Consider the following 19,008-nt stretch of genomic DNA (forward strand, 5'->3'; position numbering starts at 1 on the left):
TGAGCAAAAGTTGACCTTGCGGGAGTCGCTGCTCCCTGTTTTTTCGATCTGTTCACGCGATAGCGCTGTTGGCTCCGTCGGCCCCGTCGGCCCCGTCGGCCCCGTTGGCCCTGTCAGCTCCATCAGCTCCGTTAGCTCCATCAGCTCCATCAGCTCCGTTAGCTCCATCAGCTCCATCAGCTCCGTTAGCTCCGTTAGCTCCGTTAGCTCCTGAGAGAGAAGAGGTGCGTGTCATGCGCGTCGGTGTCATCGGTACCGGCTTCATGGGGGCCGTGCATACCCGGTCCGCGCTCGTGGCCGGCGGCGACGTGGTGGGCGTGGTCGGGTCGACGCCCGGGAAGGGCCGACGCGCCGCCGCGGAGTTCCGGGCCGGGCAGGGCTTCGACTCGGTCGAGGACCTGCTGCGGCACGGAGTGGACGTGCTGCACGTGTGCACGCCCAACGCCACGCACGCCGGTTTCTGCCGTGCGGCCCTCGCCGCCGGGGTGCCGGTCGTCTGCGAGAAGCCGCTGGCCACCGATGCCGCGACCGCGCGCGAGCTCACCGAACTGGCGGCGGAGCGGGGGCTGGTCACCGCCGTGCCCTTCGTCTACCGCTACTACGCGTCCGTGCGGGAGGCGCGCGAGCGGATCCGGCGGCCGGGGCACCGGCCGCCCTGGCTGATCCACGGCAGCTATCTGCAGGACTGGCTCGCCGACACCGGGGCCACCAACTGGCGGGTCGACCCGGCGGACGGCGGTGCCACGCGCGCGTTCGGGGACATCGGGGTCCACTGGTGCGATCTCGCCGAGTTCGTGACCGGGCAACGGATCGCCCGGGTGAACGCGTCCTTCGCCCGCGCGGTCCCGGCGCGGCCTGGGGCCGACGGCACCTTGCGCCCGGTCGAGACCGAGGACGGCGCGGTCGTCCTCCTCGAAACCGACGCGGGCGCGATCGGATCGGTGGTGGTCAGCCAGGTCTCCGCCGGGTACAAGAACGCGCTGTCGTTCTCCTTCGACGGGCCGGACGCCAGCTACGCGTTCCGCCAGGAGACCCCCGAATCGCTGTGGATCGGCGGCCGGGCCGCCAACGAGGTGCTGCTGCGCGACCCGAACCGGCCCGGCGCCCCCGCCGGGCGGGCGGCCGGTCTGCCGTCCGGGCATCCGCAGGGCTACTACGAGGCCTTCGCCGACTTCGTGGCCGACGCCTACGCGGCGATCCGCGGCGAACAGGTCACCGGGATGCCGTCCTTCGCGGACGGACTGCGCGCGGCGGAACTCGCCGAGGCGGTCGTCGACTCGGCGCGCGGCGGCGGCTGGGTCGACGTACCGGCTGCGGACAGGCGGGCTGCTACCGCGCCCCCGCCAGCGGCACGTCGAGGGGAAGCGGCGCGGTGAGGTCACCGGTACGGGCGCGGATCCCGCGCGGGCTGCCGCGCCGGAGCCACTGGTCGAGCAGGTCCGGGTGCAGCAACTCGTCGATGGCCAGGGTCGCCGCTCCGACGACTCCCTCGGCACGGCCCAGGTCGACCCGGGCGATGACGAGTTCGTCGGTGGCCAGCGGCAGGGAGCGCCTGGCCACGACCTCGGCGACGGGGTCCCGGAACAATGCACCGGCCTGCGCCAGCACTCCGGCGAGGTAGACCGTCGAGGGATTGAAGACGCTGACGAGCGTCGCCAGTTGCCCGCCGACCAGTTCGCCCGCCCTGGTGACGAGTTCGGTGCTGACCCGGTCGCCGGCCCGGCAGCCGTCGAGCACGTCGGTGACGGACAGCGGCACGTCCCGGCGCTGCGAACGCTCCAGGCGCTCGGTCAGAAAGGGGCTGCGCCCCTCCAGGGCCGCGGCGCGCGCGTCACGGGTGAGGGCCCAGCCGCCCGCGAACGCTTCGAGGCACCCGAACTTGCCGCACCGGCACCGGTGCCGGGACTCCTCGGCGACGATGGTGTGCCCGAGGTCGCCGGCCGCGCCGCGCGCTCCCCGGTGCAGCCGGCCCCTGGACATCAGGCCGAGGCCGATGCCGGTGCTCGCCTTGACGAGCAGGATGTTGTCACCGGCGGTCGCCCGGGTCCGGCTCCAGGCGCCCAGCGCCATCAGGTTGGCGTCGTTGTCGACCCAGGCCGGCACGTCGTAGTGCGCTTCGAGCCGGTCCCGGAGCGGGAAGCCGTGCCAGCCGGCCATGATGGGCGGCCGCACCGGCATCCCGCGCGCGAAGTCGACCGGCCCGGGGACGCCCACGCACACCCCCCACAGGCGCTCCCGCAGCTCCGGGCTCAGCAGCTGCTCCGCCGTCCCGACCAGTGTGGCCAGGGACGCCTCGGGTCCCGACTCGATGTCCCACGGCACCCGCCGGTCGGCGAGCAGGGTCCCGTCGAGGCCGGTCACCGCGGCGTGCAGATGGGTGGCGCCGAACACCGCGCCGAGCACGGCACCACGGCCGGACGCGATCCGCAGGATGCGGGAGGGCCGTCCGCCGGTGGAGGGGGCCGGCTCGCCCTCGGCCACCAGACCGACCCGGACCGCGTGGTCCACCCGCTGCGTGATGATCGTCCGGCCCAGCCCGGTCTGCCGGCCCAGGTCCGGCCTGGTCACGGCCGCTCCGCTCCTGATCAGACCCAGAACCAGGGAGAGGGTACGGGTGTGGTCGGTCATGCAGTGAGCTTATGGTCCCGGCGGCCGCTGCCGTCACCGGCGGCGGCGCGGGGGCTCCGCCGGAGGGGCGGGGGGCCGGGGGGGCCGGGGGGCTTCGAAGGCGGGGCTCCACCGCGGTTTCGCCACGTACGAGGCTGACCGCACGGAAACGCCACCCGGCCGGCTCGGCGAGATGCCGCCGGTGAGCGACCGCGCGGCACCGGCCTGCCCGCTCGGTCCCTGTCCACATTGATCGAGTCAACCCATGCCGCAGCGGCTACGGTGACGCCCATGCGCGATCAACACCCCGCTCCCGGCAGTCCCGCGCGGCGGCTGAGCACCAGGGAGACCGCCGAACTGCTCGGCGTGAAGCCCGAGACCGTGTACGCCTACGTGAGCCGGGGCCAGCTCAGCAGCAGACGCGAGCCCGGGGGCCGGGCCAGCACCTTCGACGCCGGGGAGGTGGCGGCGCTCGCCCGGCGCAACAGGCGGGAGGCCGCCGGGAGTCCGGGCTCCGGCGGTGACCTGTCGGTGCGCACCCGGATCACGCTGATCGACCAGGACCGGTACTTCTTCCGGGGCGTCGACGCCACCGAGCTCGCCGCGCACCACTCCTACGAGGAGGTGGCCGAGTGGCTGTGGACGGGTCGCATGATCCGGTCCACGACCTTCACCGCCCCGGAGGCCACCGTCGCGGTCGCCCGCCGGGCCGTCGACGCGCTGCCCGAGCACACCTCCCCCACGGACCGGCTGCGGGTGGCCACGATCGCCGCGGCCGCCGAGGACCCGCTGCGCTTCGACCTGTCCGAGGAGGCCGTGCTCGGCACCGCGCGCGTACTGATCCCCACCCTCGTCGCCGCCCTCCCGGTGCGGCACCGGCCGGGGCACGACGACGGCCCGCTGGCCCACCGCCTGTGGCGCCGGCTGACCGGCATCGACCCCGGCGACGCCGAGCTGCGCGTCCTGGACACCGCGCTCGCGCTGCTCGTCGACCACGACCTGGCCGCCTCCACCCTCGCCGTCCGGGTCGCCGCCTCCGCCCGTGCACACCCGTACGCGGCCGTGTCGGCCGGACTCGGCGTGCTCGAAGGCCCCTTGCACGGTGCCTCCAGCGGCCTCGCCCACCGGATGCTGCTCGACGTGCTCGACCAGGGCACCGCGGTCACGGTGATCGCGGACGAACTCCGCGCGGGCCGCCGCATCCCCGGCCTCGGCCATCGCCTCTACCAGGGCGAGGACCCACGCGCGCGTGCACTGTTCGCCCTGCTGGAGGACGTCCCCCGCGCCCAGCCGGCCCTGCTCGCGGCCCGGGACATCGTCGCGACGACCGCCCGGCACGCCCCGCTGCACGCCAACGTCGACCTGGCGCTCGCCGTGCTCACCGCCTCCTGCGGGATGCCGGCCACCGCGGGGGAGACGGTCTTCGCCGTCGCCCGGACGGCGGGCTGGATCGCCCACGCCCTGGAGGAGTACGGGGAACGCCCGCTGCGCATGCGCCCCAGCGGCCACTACGTCGGCCCGAAGCCGCCGCAGCCGCTGCCGGAGTAGCCCCACCCAAGGCGGGTACGGGTGGGGCCGGAAGTCACCCACAGCGAAGTCAGGTTAGGCTCACCTCTGTGAGTAGGTGCGCAACCGTCTCCCGGATGCTCGACGAGCCCGTTTCGGGTACCGCGGCCACCGCGACGACGTGGCTGCTGCTGGAACAACCCGGCCCGTGGGGTCCCAAGGCGCTCACTTCGAGCCATCTGGACCCCGCACTGGGCCGCGCCCTGGAGGCGGCCGCCCAGGGGACCGGCGTACGGGTCGCGCTCATCCGGCGCCCCGGCCGCCACGCCGACCCGGGCATCCCCGCCGTACGCCAGGTGTACGCCGCCCACACGGCCCCCGGCAACGTCTGGCTGCACAGCGCCACCACCCGCGATCCGGCCCGCCTGCTCGACCTCGACCTCGCCGCGCTGGGCGCGGGCGACCACCGTTCGTTCGGCGCGGCCCTCGGCGGCCGGCCGCACCCGGGCAGTCCGCTCGCGCTCGTGTGCACCAACGGCAGGCGCGACCGCTGCTGCGCCCTGCTGGGCCGCCCGCTCGCCGCCGAGCTGGCCGCGTCCGGGGTGGAGGGCATCTGGGAGATCACCCATCTGGGTGGTCATCGCTTCTCCCCGACGGTGCTCGTCCTGCCGTACGGATACGCGTACGGCCGCGCCGAGGCCCATGCCGTCAAGGAAGTCCTGCACGGCATCCACGAGGGCCGTGTGGTGCTGGACGGGTGCCGCGGCTGCTCCGCCTGGGAACGGCCCGGCCAGGCGGCCGAACTGGCGGTGCGCGAGGCGGCGTGCGAGTACACGGCCGGCGCGCTGAATGTCGTACGGACCGAGGGCGCGGCCCCGCGCTGGGAGGTCACCGTCGCCCACACCGACGGCCGTCGCTGGCGAGTGGCGGTGGCCCAGGGCGCCTCACTGCCGCCGCGCCCGGAGAGCTGCGGAGTGTCGGTGCTGGGGTCGCCGGCCCGGATGGACGTGGTGTCGGTGCGCGAGCTGCGCGCGACGACGGCGCTGGCGAGCTGACCCGGACTTTCCCAAGAACTGGTCAAGAGATCCACGCCACACCCCCTTAAGCGCGGCGTACCCGCGCACGTACCGTCGTGGGTATGAGCCCCACGCCCCCCGTGCGCCGTCTGCGCCCCCGGCTGCCCCGGAAGGTGTTCTCCCAGGTCCTGTTGATGCAGCTGGCGATCGCCGCCGGGGTCGCGGTGCTCGCGACCGGGCTCTTCCTCGCCCCGCTGAGCAAGCAGCTGGACCAGGAGGCGATGCGCAGGGCGCTGGCGATCGCCGAGACCACGGCCCAGGACCCGGAGATCGCCGAGGGGGTGCTGACCACCGCGCCGACCGTGAACGGGCCGGTGCAGAAGGAGGCGGAACGGATCCGGTTGGCCACCCGTGCCGAGTACATCGTGGTGATGGACCTGGGTGGATTCCGCTGGTCGCACACCACGCCCTCGGAGATCGGCCGGCATGTGTCGACCGACCCCACGGAGGCGCTGGACGGCAAGGAGGTCATGCAGATCGACAACGGCACCCTCGGCCGCTCCGCGCGCGGCAAGGTGCCGCTGTACGACTCGAAGCACCGGATCATCGGGGCGGTCTCGGTGGGCATCGCCTACGACAGCGTGCGGGCGCGGCTGCTCAGCACGATCCCCGGGCTGTTCGCCTATGCCGGCGGTGCCCTCGCGGTCGGCGCGCTGGCCGCCTGGCTGATCTCCCGGCGGGTCCAGCGGCAGACCCGCGACCTGGCCTTCTCCGACATCTCGGCGCTGCTCGCGGAGCGCGAGGCGATGCTGCACGGCATCCGGGAGGGCGTCGTCGCCCTGGACCGCGGCGGCCGCATCCGCCTGCTGAACGACGAGGCGCGGCGGCTCCTCGGCATCGGTGACGAAGCCGTCGGCCGCTCCCCCGACGAGGCGCTCGGCGCCGGCCGTACGACCGACGTGCTGGCCGGCCGGGTCACCGGTACCGACCTGCTCACCGTGCGCGGCCAGCGGGTCCTGGTCGCCAACCGGATGCCCACCGACGACGGCGGTGCGGTCGCCACCCTGCGCGACCGCACCGAGCTGGAGCAGCTCGGTCGCGAACTCGACTCCACGCGCGGCCTGATCGACGCCCTGCGCGCCCAGGACCACGAACACGCCAACCGCATGCACACCCTGCTCGGGCTGCTGGAACTGGAGATGTACGACGACGCCGTGGAGTTCGTCGGCGAGGTGGTCGGCGACCACAGGGTCACCGCCGAGCAGGTCACGGAGAAGATCCAGGACCCGCTGCTGGCCGCCCTGCTGGTCGGCAAGGCGACCGTCGCGGCCGAGCGCGGGGTCGCCCTGTGGGTGTCCGACCGCACCTGGCTCCCGGACCGGCTGATCGACCCCAGGGGGCTGGTCACGGTCGTGGGCAACCTGGTGGACAACGCGCTGGACGCGGTCGCCGCCACCCCGCACGCGCGCGTGGAGGTCGAGTTGTGCGCGGAGGGCCGCGCGGTGGTCCTCAGGGTGCGTGACACGGGGCCCGGGATCCCGGCGGAACAGCGGGAACTGGTGTTCACGGAGGGCTGGTCCACCAAGAAGCCGCCCGCGCACGGCAAGCGCGGCATCGGGCTCTCTCTGGTGCGCCGGCTCGCCGAACGGCAGGGCGGCAGCGCGACGGTGGGCGAACCGGAGGGCGGGGGCGCGCAGTTCACGGTCGTGCTCCCCGAGGCGCTGACCGAACCGGAACTGGAACCGGCACCGGCGTTCGGGCCGGCACTCAGCCCGGCCGAGGAGGAGGCCTGATGATCGAGGTCCTGGTCGTGGACGACGACACCCGGGTCGCCCGGGTCAACGCTGCCTACGTCGGCAAGGTGCCCGGCTTCCATGTGGCCGCCGAGGCCCACAACGCGGCCGAGGCCCTGCACCGGCTGGAGACGCTGCCCCGCATCGACCTGGTCCTCATGGACCACTACCTGCCCGACGACACGGGCCTCGCGGTGGTCCAGGAGATGCGCCGGCGCGGCCACCAGACCGACGTGATCATGGTGACGGCGGCCCGGGACGTGTCCACCGTGCAGGCGGCGATGCGTCATGGCGCCCTGCAGTACCTGGTCAAGCCGTTCGCGTTCGCCGGGCTGCGCCAAAAGCTGGAGGCCTACGCGCAGCTGCGGCGCACCCTGGACGGCGGCGGCGAGGCCGAACAGGCCGAGGTGGACCGCATCTTCGGCGCCCTGTCCGCACCGTCCGAACCGGGGCTGCCCAAGGGGCACTCCCCCACCACCGCCGAGCTGGTGCGCCAGTCCCTGATGAGCGCCGAGGGCCCGCTGTCGGCCCAGGAGATCGCCGAGCGGACGGGGGTGAGCCGACAGACCGCGCAGCGCTATCTGAAGCTCCTGGAACGCACCGGACGGGCCCGGCTGACCCTCAAGTACGGCGACGCGGGCCGCCCCGAACACCGTTACGTGTGGGCGACCCGCGGCTGAGAGCTGATACTTGGCGGCCTCTTACTTGGCCGCCTCTTACTGGCCGCCTCCTACTTGGCCGCCTCGACGAACTCCGTGGTGTACGTCTTGCTCAGGTCGACATCGGCGTTCTGGATGTTCGTGTTGAACGCCTTGAGCACCTTCTCCACGGTCTCCGGACCGTTCTCGGGCATCACCCCGTCGTCGGTGAACATCGGCAGCGTGCTCTTGATGGACTGCGTGTAGAGGGCCTTGTCGCCCTGGGCGTAGTCAGCGGGCATCTTGGCCGCGATCTCGGCGGCGCTGTGCGTGGACATCCACTTGAGCGTCTTGACGAATGCATTGACCAGCTTCTGGACGGTGTCCTTGTGACCGTTGACCCAGTCCGTCTGCATGTACAGGCTCGACGACGGGTACGGCCCGCCGAGCGCCTCCTGGGATCCTTCCGGCGTCCGCATGTCCACCAGGACCTTGCCCGCCTTCTTGTCCAGGATGTTCGCGACGGTCGGGTCGGTCGTCATGCCGCCGTCGATGGAGCCCTGCTGGAGCGCCGAGATGAAGGTCGCGCCCGCTCCGACCGCGACCGGTGAGAAGTCGCTGACCTTCACCCCGTTCTTGACGGCGAGGTACTTGGTGAGGAAGTCGGTCGACGACCCGAGGCTGGTGATGCCGAGCTTCTTGCCCTTGAAGTCCTTGGGCGAGGTGATGTCCCCGGCCGCCTTGGTGGAGACGACCTCCACCTCGCCGGGAGCGTGCGAGAACTGCACGACGGACTCCACGGCCTTGCCCTTGGTCTGCAGGTCCAGCGTGTGGTCGTAGAAGCCGACGGTCCCCTGGACCTGTCCGGCGACGAGCGCGGTCTCGGCCTGTACACCGGCCGGCTCGGTCAGCAGTTCCACGTCGAGGCCCTCGGCGCCGAAGTAGCCGAGCCGCTGGGTGAGCATGGCGGGCAGGTAGATGACCTTGTCCAGGCCACCGACCATGATCTTGACCTTCGTGCCCTTGCCGGAGCCGGTGGAGGCCGTGCTCGCCGCGTCGTTGGCGCAGGCGGTGAGGGAGGAGAGGGCGAGCAGGCCGGCGGCGGCCAGGGTGCTGTATCTGGCGGACTTGCGCATGCGGTTCACGTCCTTGTGAGAGGGCGGTGCGGGGAGGGGCGGCGAAGCGGGGTCAGCTGTCGGAGTCCGACGGCTTCCACCGGAAGATGCGGCGCTCGGCGAAGGTGAGCAGCCCTTCGGCGGCGAGCGCGACGACGGCGAGGATGACCATCGCGGCATACACACCGGCCGCGTTGAAGGTGCCCTGCGACTGTGCGACGAGCAGCCCGATGCCCTTGGTGGCGCCGATGTACTCGCCGACGATGGCGCCGATGAGGGCGAAGCCGAAGCTGACGTGGAGGCTGGTGAAGATCCACGAGGTGGCCGACGGGATGACGACCTGGAGGGTCACCCTGCGGTCGCTCGCGCCGAGGATCCGGGCGTTGGCGACCAGGTTCCGGTCGACCTCGCGGGCGCCCTGGAAGGCGTTGAAGAACACCGGGAAGAACACCAGCACGACCGCCGAGGCGACCTTGGAGGACGCCCCGAGCCCGAACCAGATCACGAAGATCGGGGCGAGCACGATCCTGGGGATCGAGTTGAGCACCTTGATGTATGGACCAAGAACATCGGCCAGGAAGGCGATCCGCCCGAGAGCGATGCCGAACACCACACCGGCGACGACACCGATGACCCAGCCGAGCAGCGCCTCGTAGAGCGTGTACCAGATCTGCTCGCCCAGGGAGCCGAGCGCGGTGCCGTGGGTCATCCAGGTCCAGATCTGGTCCCAGATCTTCGACGGCATCGAGAAGTTGAACGGGTCGATGACCTCGGCCCGGGACAGGACCTCCCACAGGCCGAGGACGGCCACCAGGAGCAGCACGCGCACGGCGAACACGATCACCTTGCGTCTGCGGGCGGCCTGGGCCCTGGAGCGGGCCCGGTCCGGGCCGGTTTTCACCGCGTCGGCGACGGGTGTGCTGAGCACCTCAGGCGACATGGGCGGCACCCCTCTCGCGGGTGATGCGGACCTCTTCGCCGAGGGACTCCCAGATCTCGCGGTAGATCTCGATGAACCGCGGCTCCAGACGCACCGACTCGACCTTGCGGGGCCGGGGCAGGTCGATCTCGAAGACCTGCTTGACGGTCGCGGGCCCGGCGGTCATGACGACAACCTTGTCGGCCAGCGCGATGGACTCCTCCAGGTCGTGGGTGACGAAGACGACCGAGGCGCCTGTGCCCTCCCACAGGTCAAGCAGTTCGTCCGACATCAGGGCCCGGGTCTGCACGTCGAGCGCGGAGAACGGCTCGTCCATGAGCAGGATCTCGGGGTCGTTGACGAAGGTCGCGGCGAGCGCCACGCGCTTGCGCTGGCCGCCGGAGAGCTGGTGCGGATAACGGTCCTCGAACGCGGCGAGCCCGACCTTGGCCAGCCAGGCACGGGCCTTCTCCCTTGCCTCCGCCTTGGGCACGCCCCGGAAGCGGGGCCCGGCCATCACGTTGGAGAGCACGGTCCGCCAGGGGAAGGTGGCGTCCTGCTGGAAGACGAAGCCGACCTTGTCGCCGACGCCTGCGACCGGCTCACCGGCCACCAGCACCTCGCCCTCGCTGGGCTCCTCCAGGCCGCTGACCAGGGTCAGCGTGGTGGACTTGCCGCAACCCGTCGGCCCCACGACGGCCACGAACTCACCGCGCCCGACGGTGAGGTCGAGGTCGCGGACAGCCGTGTGCAGACCCCCCGACGGGGTCTTGAAGATCTTGCTCGCGCCCCGCAGCTCGATGGCGGGGCTGGTGTCTGCGCTCATGGGCCGGGACGGTAGGTGTGACCCGGACCACGACAGCAGTCTTCTGGGCGCAAGCCGTTCTTTTGCTCGCAAGCACCTGTTGTGCTCGTTTTGCTCGCGCTACAACTGCGCAGACGAAACACGGGCTTAACGCTCGCCGGCCTTGAAGGAGAGGCCTGATGATTGACGTCCTGGTGGTCGACGACGACTTCCGCGTCGCCGAGATAAACGCCAAGTACGTGGGGAAGGTTCCCGGCTTCCGGGTGGCCGCTCGCGCACACAGCGCTGCCCAGGCCCTGGCCGCCGTGAACCGCGGCGCCATCGACCTGGTCCTGCTGGACCACTACCTGCCGGACCAGACCGGCCTCGAACTCGTCCACCGCATGCGGGAACAGGGCCACGGCACCGACGTCATCATGATCACGGCGGCCAGCGATGTGACCACCGTCCAGAAGGCGATGCGCCTGGGCGCCCTGCACTACCTGGTCAAGCCGTTCACCTTCGCCGCCCTGCGCACCCGCCTGGACTCCTACGCGGCCCTGCGCCGTACCGTCGACCGGGTCGGCGGCCGGGGGCTGACGGGCCAGGAACAGGTCGACCGGATCTTCGGCGCCCTGCGCACCTCACCGGTGCCGTCCGCGCCCGGCCTGCCCAGCGGCCACTCCGAGCCCACCACGGACCTCATCTGCGGCGTCCTGCACCGCGCCGACCATCCGCTCTCCGCCCACGAGGTCGCCGCCGAGACCGGCCTCAGCCGCTCCACCGCCCAGCGCTACCTCCGCCACCTGGAACAGGCCGGCCGCCTCCACCTCTCCCTGAAGTACGGCGACACGGGCCGCCCGGAACACCGCTACGCCTGGGTGGCGCCGTAGCCGTTCCGGGCAGGTCTAGACGGCCCCCGCCCCCGTCAGCGACCGCACCTCGGTCTCCGCGTGCCGGGCCTCGTCCGGGACCTCGTCCGAGGTGACCGTGCCGAGCCAGCCGGCCAGGAAGCCGAGGGGGATGGAGACGATGCCCGGGTTCTGCAACGGGAAGTACTGGAAGTCCACCCCCGGGAACAGCGCCCCGGGGCTCCCGGACACCACCGGGGACAGCACGACCAGCGCCAGCGCGGGCACGAGCCCACCGTATACGGCCCACACCGCCCCGCGCGTCGTGAAGTTCCGCCAGAACAGCGAGTAGAGCAGCACCGGCAGGTTCGCCGAGGCCGCCACCGCGAAGGCGAGCCCCACCAGGAAGGCGACGTTCATGTCCCGGGCCAGCAGGCCCAGGGCGATCGCCACGACACCGATGCCGACCGCCGCCGTGCGCGCCACCGCGACCTCGCTGCGCTGCTTGGCGTGCGGCCTGCGCAGGGAGGCGTAGAGGTCATGGGCGACGGAGGCCGAGGACGCGAGGGTGATCCCCGCGACCACGGCGAGGATCGTCGCGAAGGCAACGGCGGCGACGACCGCGAACAGAACCGTTCCGCCTGTGGAACCCTCGCCGCCGCCCAGGTCGAGCGCCAGCAGCGGAACCGCGGTGTTCCCCGACGCGTTCGACGCACGCACCGCGTCCGGCCCGACCAGGGCAGCCGCCCCGAAGCCGAGCACGATCGTCATCAGGTAGAAGCTCCCGATCAGCCCGATCGACCAGACCGCCGAACGCCGCGCCGCCCGCGCGGTCGGCACCGTGTAGAAGCGGGACAGGATGTGCGGCAGACCCGCCGTGCCCAGCACCAGCGCCAGCCCCAGGCTGATGAAGTCCAGCCGCGCGCTCCAGTTCCCGCCGTACTTGAGCCCCGGTGCCAGGAACGACCTCCCGTGCCCGCTGCGGTCGGCGGCCGTGAACAGCAGCCGGTCGATGTCGCCGTGGAAACGCAGCAGCACCAGCACGGTCAGCGCCACCGTCCCGCTCAGCAGCAGCACCGCCTTCACGATCTGGATCCAGGTGGTGGCCCGCATCCCGCCCAGCGACACGTAGACCACCATCAGCGCGCCGACCCCGATGACCGTCCACGCCTGCGCTGCCTCGCTGGTCCGCCCCAGCAGCAGCGCGACCAGACTGCCCGCACCCACCATTTGCGCCACCAAATAGAGAACGGACACGGTGACCGACGACGTCCCCACCGCGATCCGCACCGGCCGCTCGCTCATCCGCGCCGCGACCACGTCGGCCAGCGTGAATCTCCCGCAGTTCCGCACCAGTTCGGCCACCAGGAACAGCACGACAAGCCACGCGACCAGGAACCCGACCACATACAGGAGCCCGTCGTAGCCGAACAGCGCGATGAGCCCGGTCACACCGAGGAAGGAGGCCGCCGACATGTAGTCACCCGCGATGGCAAAACCATTCTCCATCGGGGAGAAGAGCCGACCGCCGGCGTAGAACTCCTCCGCCGAACCATGCCGCTTCCGGCTCACCCACGTCGTGATCCCGAGCGTCACGGCGACGAAAGCACTGAACAGCAGGAGCGCCAGCGTCTGGTGCTGCCCCGTCATGACGCACCACCCTGGACGCCCCGGGTCAGCTCCTGGGTGTCCCAGCGCAGCTCCAGCGCGGCCCGGTCCCTGCGCAACCGCGCGTGCCGGGCGTAGGCCCAGGTGAGCAGGAACGTGGTGAGGAACTGCCCCAGCCCCGCCACCATCGCCACGTTCACCGCGCCGGCGACGGGCCGCGCCATCAGCCCGGGTGCCGTCGTCGCGGCCACCACGTACCCCACGTACCAGGTCAGGAAGACGGCGACCCACGGCACCACGAATCTCCGGTACCGGCTGCGCACCTCCTGGAAGGCCGCGCTGCGCTGTACCTCCAGGTAGATGTCACGGGCGCGAACAGCCGCCCCGTCCCGCTCCGTTCGCGCGCCGGGTACGGTCGGCGGCGGCTCCCCGGTGCCGTCCCGCTCACCCCAGCCGGAGGCCAGCGCGTCGTACCAGGGGTCCTCGTACCTGACTTCCCGGGAGGCGGTGCCGTACTCGCCCTGGTCCTCGTGCCGCCCGGCCGAACTCTCGGAGCCGCCCCCGCCGTCGCGGCGACGCCCGTTGCTTGACTGCATGCCCAAGGATGGACAGATCGGGAAGATCCCCGACTCTTCTTCCCCCGGCTCTTCACCCCATCAGGTGACTCAATCCGCTGGTGGCCGCACCAGTCCCTTCCCGTAGGCGTAACGCACCGCCTGGGCACGGTCCTTGAGCCCCGTCTTGGCGAACAGGTTGTTGATGTGTGTCTTCACGGTCGCGGTGGAGACGTGCAGCTTCCGGGCGATCTCCTGATTGGTGAACCCCTCCGCGATCAGCACGAGAACCTCGGTCTCCCGCGCGGTCAGCCCGTCGGGCGTCTCGGTGGCCGCGGGCGCCGGTTCAGGCTGCGACAGCCGCTCCAGCAGCCGCCGCTGGATGCTCGGCGACAGCCCTGCGTCCCCCGACAGCACGCTCTCCACGGCTCGCACGATCTCGTCCCCGCCCGCGTCCTTGGTCAGGTAACCACGGGCGCCGGCCCGCAGCGCCGGGAAGAGCGACTCGTCGTCCGCGAACGTCGTCAGCACCACCACCTGGGTCCCGGGATACTCCGACCGGATCCGCCGGGTCGCCTCCACGCCGTCGCAGCGCGGCATCCTCAGGTCCATCAGCACCACGTCCGGAGAGAGTTCCGCGACCAACCGGACCGCCTCCTCCCCGTCACCCGCCGCTCCGACGACCTCCACGCCGGGCAGCAGCCCGAGGAGCATCACGATCCCCTCCCTGACCACCGTCTGGTCGTCGGCGACCACGACCCGCGCGGGCTTCCTTCTCCCCTCCGTCTCCGTCATACGGGCACCCTCAACCTCACCTCGAACCCCTCGTCGTCACGCCCTGCCTCCAGCGACCCGCCCAGCAACTCGGCCCGCTCCCGCATACCCAGCAGACCGTACCCGCCGCCGGCGCCGCTGAGCTCGCCCGGACGACCGCCCGAGTCCCGTACGTTCAGTGCCACTTCGTGCTCGCCGTAGGCCAGTCGCACCTGCACCTTGGCTCCGTGGGCGTGCTTGCGCACGTTCGTCAACGCCTCCTGGGCCACACGCCGTACGGTCTGGGACGCTTCCGCGGGCAGGGATCTGCGTTCACCCGTCACGGTGACCTCGGCTCCGTCGGTCGAGCCGACGAGCTCGGTCAGGAAGTCCTCCAGCGGGGTGAGCTCACCGCGCAGGGCGGACAGGGCCTGACGGGTCTCGGCGAGTCCGTCGCGGGCCATTCCCCGGGCGGCCACCACCCGTTCGAGGATCTGCTCCCGGTCGGCTCCGCGCTCGATCAGCAACCGCGCGGCCTCCAGGTGCACCATCTGTGCCGAGAGGCTGTGGGCCAGCACGTCGTGGATCTCCCGTGCGATCCTGGCCCGCTCCGCCAGCGCCGCCGACTCGGCCTCGGCCGCTCTCGCGGCACGCTCCTGGGCGAGCAGCCGCTGGGCGCCGCCCCGGGCCTCGGCGTCGAGTCGCATGACATAGCCGGCGAGAGCCATTCCGACGACGGTGGCCGCGGTGGTCAGCCATACGTCGTTGTTGAACGCGGAGTACGAGGCCAGGCCCACCGCGGCGACGGGCAGAGCAATTGCGATCGGCAGCCGCTCCAGGGCGGAGATGCCGCAGCCGCACCAGATCACCAGGGCCGGTCCCTGGAACCCGGTGGTCTCCGCCACCACCGCGAGGGCGAGGAGGACGGCGACGAGCGCCAGGGAGGGCACGAGCCGGTGGGCATAGGTGGTCCGGAAGAAACCCCAGGAGACCACGGCGGTCACGACGACCCCCGCCACCGCGGCGGCCGCCCCCCAGCCCTGGACGTGGGACTGGCTGAAGGCGCTCCACAGCAGCAGGGCCAGGACGAGCAGTCTCACGCCCCAGGCGAGGGAGCGCCTGGGCCGTGAGAGCCCCTCCCGGCTGAGTGCTTCTCGCGAGGGCCAGCGTGTCCAGGCGTTCTCCGTCACACGCCTTCCTTCCTGGTGACCCGGGCCATGCCGTCACCGTACGCCCGGGTGGGGCCGCTCGCGGAGGCCGCGGCGGAGGGGAGCGACTGCGCGCGCCAGACGAGGATGCCGGCCCGAACCAGCAGGGTGACCGCCAGTCCGAGCATGAGGGCCGCGCTGTCCTGGTGGACGCCGACGACGGCTCCGAGGGCGTAGAGACCGACACGCACGGCTATGCCGCCGAACCAGACCATCGCGCTGGCCTTGGTGCTCTTGGTCCACACGACGCCGTCGGCCTCCCGCCACACCCGGGTGGTCCAGGCCCAGGCGGCGCCCATCACCAGTCCCACCAGCAGCTCCGTACCGAGCAGCGCGGCGGAGGCGGTGCGGTGGTGGGTGTCGAGTATGCCGGGTTCACGCAGTGCGACGACCGTGAGGATCACGGGCACCAGCCACCAGCGCCTGCCTGTGTCGATCGGACGTGCGCGGAACTGACGCACGATCACCACGACGACGACGGCCACGATCAGCAACGCGTTGACGAGCCCGGACATCGAAGCCTCCGTGAGCGGGAAGGGGCGGTGCCGGGAGCGGGAGCTGCCGACGCCTTCGACGCTACGGAAATGCGCAGGTCAGCAGATCGGACCGGGGGTGGATCACGGGTGGATTCCAACGAGCGGGATCCCTCCACCCCCGGGTGGAGAACCCCACGCGGGCCGCAGGGGCGGCCGACAGGTCGCAGGCGAGCGACCTGGCGGGTTGGACCGACCGGCAGGTTGCAGGTGCGTCAGGAAGGCCGACGAGAGGGTGCGGAGGACCGACGGGGAATCTCGCAGTACGTCCGGTGGGCACCGGCAGCACGCAGGACCCGGCCACAGTCGCCGCGACGCGACATCCGGTCGCCCGTCGTCGGCGCTCCGGAGCAGAGCCGACGTGCAGCACGGCGAACTCGGCAAGCACACCGCGCGCATCTCAAGCGCTCCGTGCGGCACCCGCGAGCGGTTCGCCTCGTAAGCCACCACGAGCGCTCCGCGAAGCCGCCGCTGGACACAGCCTCGGAGCAACCGGCAGGCCCGGGCCCGGCACACCACCCCGGCGGTCACGCCGCGCAGATCACCGCCCGGCGTCCGACCAAACTCCGAGCGGATCCGGGCCGGACGGCCGGCACCGGCGTCCTGCCCGGACCGGCCGACCGGGCGGCGCACACCCGCCGCCGCCCGGCCCACCGCGTTCCGGCCCACCGCGCAACCCCGGCCCACCGCGCCAGGGCCCCGCCAGTCGCCTGCTTCGGCCTCAGCCCGGCGCAGCGGCTACGCGTCGATCCGTGACCTGTCCAGCGTCGCCGCCGAGCCGGAGATGAACTCCTTGCGGGGAGCCACGTCGTTGCCCATCAGAAGGTCGAAGACCTGTTCGGCGGCCTCCAGGTCGGAGAGGTTGATGCGGCGCAGGGTGCGGTGGCGCGGGTCCATCGTCGTCTCGGCCAGCTGGTCGGCGTCCATCTCGCCGAGACCCTTGTAACGCTGGATGGAGTCCTTGTACCGGATGCCCTTGCTCTGGAGCTCCATGAGCTTGTCGCGCAGCTCGCGGTCCGAGTACGTGTACACGTACTTGTCCTGGCCCTTCCTGGGCTGGGTGATCTCGATGCGGTGCAGCGGCGGCACCGCGGCGAAGACCCGGCCGGCCTCGACCATGGGCCGCATGTAGCGCTGGAACAGCGTCAGCAGCAGGCAGCGGATGTGCGAGCCGTCGACATCGGCGTCGGTCATCATGATGATCTTGCCGTAGCGGGCCGCGTCGATGTCGAAGGTGCGGCCGGAGCCCGCCCCTATGACCTGGATGATCGCCCCGCACTCGGCGTTCTTCAGCATGTCCGTCACCGAGGACCGCTGGACGTTGAGGATCTTGCCGCGGATCGGCAGCAGGGCCTGGAACTCGGAGTTCCGGGCGAGCTTCGCCGTACCGAGCGCGGAGTCCCCCTCGACGATGAACAGCTCGCTGCGCTCGACGTCGTCGCTGCGGCAGTCGGCGAGCTTGGCGGGCAGGGACGAGGACTCCAGGGCCGTCTTGCGGCGCTGCGCGTCCTTGTGCTGGCGGGCCGCGATGCGGGTCCGCGCGGCGGCGACCACCTTCTCCATGACCACGCGGGCCTGGGCGGCGGCGTCGCGCTTGGTGGAGGTGAGGAACGCCTTCAGTTCCTTGGAGATCACGCTGTTCACGATCCGGCGGGCCGCCGAGGTGCCGAGGACCTCCTTGGTCTGGCCCTCGAACTGCGGCTCGGCGAGCCGGACGGTGACGACGGCGGTGAGGCCCTCCAGTGCGTCGTCCTTGACGATGTCGTCCTCGGCGACGCGCAGCAGCTTCTTGGCGCGCAGCGCCTCGTTGAGGGTCTCGCGGATGGCCTGCTCGAAGCCGGCCACGTGGGTGCCGCCCTTGGGCGTGGCGATGATGTTGACGAACGACCTGACGTTCTGGTCGTAACCGGTGCCCCAGCGCAGCGCCACGTCGACGCCGAGTTCACGGGTGACCTCGGTCGGGGTCATCTGGCCGTGTTCGTCCAGAACCGGGACGGTCTCCTTGAAGGTGCCCTGGCCGGAGAAGCGGAGGACGTCGCAGACCGGCTTGTCGGTGGCCAGGTACTCGCAGAACTCGCTGATTCCGCCGTCGAAGCGGAACGACTCCTCGCCCTTGCTGCCGCCCTCGCCCAGGCCGTACTCGTCACGGACGACGATGGTCAGACCAGGGACCAGGAAGGCGGTCTGGCGGGCACGCTGGTGGAGCGTGTCCAGGGAGAGCTTGGCGTCCTTGAGGAAGATCTGGCGGTCGGCCCAGTAGCGCACGCGCGTGCCGCTGCGGGTCTTGGGCACCCGCTTGGTCTTGCGCAGCCCGCTCCCGGCCTCGAACTTTCCGTCCGGGCCGGCGCCGGTGAAGGCCCCCGGCACACCGCGGCGGAAGCTGATGGCGTGCACGCTGCCGCCTCGGTCGACCTCCACGTCGAGACGCGCGGAGAGCGCGTTGACCACGGAGGCGCCGACTCCGTGCAGACCGCCGGAGGCGGCGTAGGAGCCGCCACCGAACTTGCCGCCGGCGTGCAGCTTGGTCATGACGACCTCGACGCCGGACAGGCCGGTCTTGGGCTCGACGTCCACGGGGATGCCGCGGCCGTTGTCCCGGACCTCGACGGAGCCGTCGTCGTGGAGGATCACGTCGATGTGGTCGCAGTACCCGCCCAGGGCCTCGTCCACGGCGTTGTCGATGATCTCCCACAGGCAGTGCATCAGGCCGCGGCTGTCGGTCGAGCCGATGTACATGCCGGGGCGCTTGCGCACGGCTTCGAGGCCCTCAAGGACGAGCAGGTGCCGCGCGGTGTAGTTGGAGCCGTCCCGGTCTGCTCCTGCCAGCAGCGCTGTGGACGGCACGGACGTATCGGCGGTCACGCGGTTCGCTCCTCGCTGAATTTCAATGGGGCCCCTTTGGGGTAAGGGGTCGGCTTCGGTCGCCGCTCAGAGGGTACCGAGGCCTGGTAGAGCCGTTGTAACGCCACCCTCGTCATGAACTCACACTAGTCCAGCGTCGTATGCGTGTTCGATCCCTCGATGGAGTGAAGTACATATCACGTTCCCTTCGAGGCATGAACCATTTAGGCTCCGGGCACGTCCTCACAAACAACCGGCAACCCGGCCGGGAGGATGAAACCG

General features: G+C 71.5%; 16 protein-coding genes. 6 read left to right on the plus strand and 10 right to left on the minus strand.

Annotated features, from left to right (window positions below; all coding sequences use genetic code 11):
• The first annotated feature begins 233 nt into the window (after positions 1–233).
• Entirely contained in the window at positions 234–1,376 is a 1,143-nt protein-coding gene (locus ACIQVL_RS40105) for a Gfo/Idh/MocA family protein (RefSeq protein WP_403477890.1), read from the plus strand.
• On the opposite strand, the gene ACIQVL_RS40110 is transcribed toward ACIQVL_RS40105, so the two are convergent.
• Entirely contained in the window at positions 1,330–2,628 is a 1,299-nt protein-coding gene (locus ACIQVL_RS40110; RefSeq protein WP_403439242.1) for an ROK family protein, read from the minus strand. The two genes, ACIQVL_RS40105 and ACIQVL_RS40110, sit on opposite strands and share 47 nt — an antisense overlap.
• A 270-nt stretch (positions 2,629–2,898) precedes the next feature.
• Here ACIQVL_RS40110 and ACIQVL_RS40115 point away from each other — a divergent pair, with 270 nt between their 5' ends.
• The 4 genes from ACIQVL_RS40115 to ACIQVL_RS40130 all read left to right on the plus strand — a co-directional run bounded on the left by ACIQVL_RS40115 (position 2,899) and on the right by ACIQVL_RS40130 (position 7,602).
• Positions 2,899–4,155 (plus strand): citrate/2-methylcitrate synthase, encoded by a 1,257-nt coding sequence (locus ACIQVL_RS40115; protein WP_403439244.1) that lies wholly within the window; start codon positions 2,899–2,901, stop codon positions 4,153–4,155.
• A gap of 68 nt (positions 4,156–4,223) precedes the next feature.
• On the plus strand, positions 4,224–5,168 hold the full coding sequence (locus tag ACIQVL_RS40120; RefSeq protein WP_403477891.1) for a sucrase ferredoxin: 945 nt from the start codon (positions 4,224–4,226) through the stop codon (positions 5,166–5,168).
• An 83-nt stretch (positions 5,169–5,251) separates the two neighbouring features.
• The gene (locus ACIQVL_RS40125; protein WP_403477892.1) at positions 5,252–6,922 is read left to right on the plus strand and encodes an ATP-binding protein; all 1,671 of its coding nucleotides are present in this window, start codon (positions 5,252–5,254) and stop codon (positions 6,920–6,922) included.
• Positions 6,922–7,602 carry a response regulator gene (locus ACIQVL_RS40130; RefSeq protein WP_403477893.1) on the plus strand — a complete coding sequence of 227 codons (681 nt, stop codon included), beginning with the start codon at positions 6,922–6,924 and terminating at the stop codon, positions 7,600–7,602. The genes ACIQVL_RS40125 and ACIQVL_RS40130 overlap by 1 nt, the downstream gene beginning before the upstream one ends.
• A 50-nt stretch (positions 7,603–7,652) precedes the next feature.
• Here ACIQVL_RS40130 and ACIQVL_RS40135 read toward each other — a convergent pair whose 3' ends face one another.
• From ACIQVL_RS40135 to ACIQVL_RS40145, 3 genes are read right to left on the minus strand one after another with little or no spacing between them, the layout of a single operon-like run.
• The gene (locus tag ACIQVL_RS40135) at positions 7,653–8,696 is read right to left on the minus strand and encodes an ABC transporter substrate-binding protein (RefSeq protein ID WP_403477894.1); all 1,044 of its coding nucleotides are present in this window, start codon (positions 8,694–8,696) and stop codon (positions 7,653–7,655) included.
• A gap of 52 nt (positions 8,697–8,748) precedes the next feature.
• On the minus strand, positions 8,749–9,615 hold the full coding sequence (locus ACIQVL_RS40140; RefSeq protein ID WP_403439252.1) for an ABC transporter permease: 867 nt from the start codon (positions 9,613–9,615) through the stop codon (positions 8,749–8,751).
• Positions 9,605–10,420 carry an ABC transporter ATP-binding protein gene (locus ACIQVL_RS40145; protein WP_403439254.1) on the minus strand — a complete coding sequence of 272 codons (816 nt, stop codon included), beginning with the start codon at positions 10,418–10,420 and terminating at the stop codon, positions 9,605–9,607. The genes ACIQVL_RS40140 and ACIQVL_RS40145 overlap by 11 nt, the downstream gene beginning before the upstream one ends.
• Before the next feature lie 158 nt (positions 10,421–10,578).
• On the opposite strand from ACIQVL_RS40145, the gene ACIQVL_RS40150 reads away from it, so the two are divergent.
• The gene (locus ACIQVL_RS40150) at positions 10,579–11,271 is read left to right on the plus strand and encodes a response regulator (RefSeq protein ID WP_403477895.1); all 693 of its coding nucleotides are present in this window, start codon (positions 10,579–10,581) and stop codon (positions 11,269–11,271) included.
• A 15-nt stretch (positions 11,272–11,286) separates the two neighbouring features.
• On the opposite strand, the gene ACIQVL_RS40155 is transcribed toward ACIQVL_RS40150, so the two are convergent.
• From ACIQVL_RS40155 to ACIQVL_RS40180, 6 genes are all read right to left on the minus strand, one after another.
• Positions 11,287–12,879 (minus strand): cation acetate symporter, encoded by a 1,593-nt coding sequence (locus tag ACIQVL_RS40155; protein WP_403439257.1) that lies wholly within the window; start codon positions 12,877–12,879, stop codon positions 11,287–11,289.
• Positions 12,876–13,433, minus strand: a complete 558-nt coding sequence (locus ACIQVL_RS40160) for a DUF485 domain-containing protein (RefSeq protein ID WP_403477896.1) — start codon at positions 13,431–13,433, stop codon at positions 12,876–12,878. The genes ACIQVL_RS40155 and ACIQVL_RS40160 overlap by 4 nt, the downstream gene beginning before the upstream one ends.
• A 69-nt stretch (positions 13,434–13,502) precedes the next feature.
• On the minus strand, positions 13,503–14,186 hold the full coding sequence (locus ACIQVL_RS40165) for a response regulator (protein WP_403439261.1): 684 nt from the start codon (positions 14,184–14,186) through the stop codon (positions 13,503–13,505).
• On the minus strand, positions 14,183–15,334 hold the full coding sequence (locus ACIQVL_RS40170; RefSeq protein WP_403439263.1) for a sensor histidine kinase: 1,152 nt from the start codon (positions 15,332–15,334) through the stop codon (positions 14,183–14,185). The genes ACIQVL_RS40165 and ACIQVL_RS40170 overlap by 4 nt, the downstream gene beginning before the upstream one ends.
• Positions 15,331–15,867: a DUF1453 domain-containing protein gene (locus tag ACIQVL_RS40175; RefSeq protein WP_403477897.1), complete on the minus strand. Its 537-nt coding sequence runs from the start codon at positions 15,865–15,867 to the stop codon at positions 15,331–15,333. The genes ACIQVL_RS40170 and ACIQVL_RS40175 overlap by 4 nt, the downstream gene beginning before the upstream one ends.
• Positions 15,868–16,623: 756 nt before the next feature.
• Entirely contained in the window at positions 16,624–18,747 is a 2,124-nt protein-coding gene (locus ACIQVL_RS40180; RefSeq protein WP_403439267.1) for a type IIA DNA topoisomerase subunit B, read from the minus strand.
• Positions 18,748–19,008 lie beyond the last annotated feature (261 nt).

The organism is Streptomyces sp. NPDC090499 (assembly GCF_044769305.1).
Lineage (GTDB): Bacteria > Actinomycetota > Actinomycetes > Streptomycetales > Streptomycetaceae > Streptomyces.

What these genes read in the sequence shown, in the direction of transcription:
- ACIQVL_RS40105 (WP_403477890.1), top strand. Translation starts at nt 234, where the DNA reads ATGCGCGTCGGTGTCATCGGTACCGGCTTCATGGGGGCCGTGCATACC.
- ACIQVL_RS40110 (WP_403439242.1), bottom strand. Translation starts at nt 2,628, where the DNA reads ATGACCGACCACACCCGTACCCTCTCCCTGGTTCTGGGTCTGATCAGG.
- ACIQVL_RS40115 (WP_403439244.1), top strand. Translation starts at nt 2,899, where the DNA reads ATGCGCGATCAACACCCCGCTCCCGGCAGTCCCGCGCGGCGGCTGAGC.
- ACIQVL_RS40125 (WP_403477892.1), top strand. Translation starts at nt 5,252, where the DNA reads ATGAGCCCCACGCCCCCCGTGCGCCGTCTGCGCCCCCGGCTGCCCCGG.
- ACIQVL_RS40130 (WP_403477893.1), top strand. Translation starts at nt 6,922, where the DNA reads ATGATCGAGGTCCTGGTCGTGGACGACGACACCCGGGTCGCCCGGGTC.
- ACIQVL_RS40135 (WP_403477894.1), bottom strand. Translation starts at nt 8,696, where the DNA reads ATGCGCAAGTCCGCCAGATACAGCACCCTGGCCGCCGCCGGCCTGCTC.
- ACIQVL_RS40140 (WP_403439252.1), bottom strand. Translation starts at nt 9,615, where the DNA reads ATGTCGCCTGAGGTGCTCAGCACACCCGTCGCCGACGCGGTGAAAACC.
- ACIQVL_RS40145 (WP_403439254.1), bottom strand. Translation starts at nt 10,420, where the DNA reads ATGAGCGCAGACACCAGCCCCGCCATCGAGCTGCGGGGCGCGAGCAAG.
- ACIQVL_RS40150 (WP_403477895.1), top strand. Translation starts at nt 10,579, where the DNA reads ATGATTGACGTCCTGGTGGTCGACGACGACTTCCGCGTCGCCGAGATA.
- ACIQVL_RS40155 (WP_403439257.1), bottom strand. Translation starts at nt 12,879, where the DNA reads ATGACGGGGCAGCACCAGACGCTGGCGCTCCTGCTGTTCAGTGCTTTC.
- ACIQVL_RS40160 (WP_403477896.1), bottom strand. Translation starts at nt 13,433, where the DNA reads ATGCAGTCAAGCAACGGGCGTCGCCGCGACGGCGGGGGCGGCTCCGAG.
- ACIQVL_RS40165 (WP_403439261.1), bottom strand. Translation starts at nt 14,186, where the DNA reads ATGACGGAGACGGAGGGGAGAAGGAAGCCCGCGCGGGTCGTGGTCGCC.
- ACIQVL_RS40175 (WP_403477897.1), bottom strand. Translation starts at nt 15,867, where the DNA reads ATGTCCGGGCTCGTCAACGCGTTGCTGATCGTGGCCGTCGTCGTCGTG.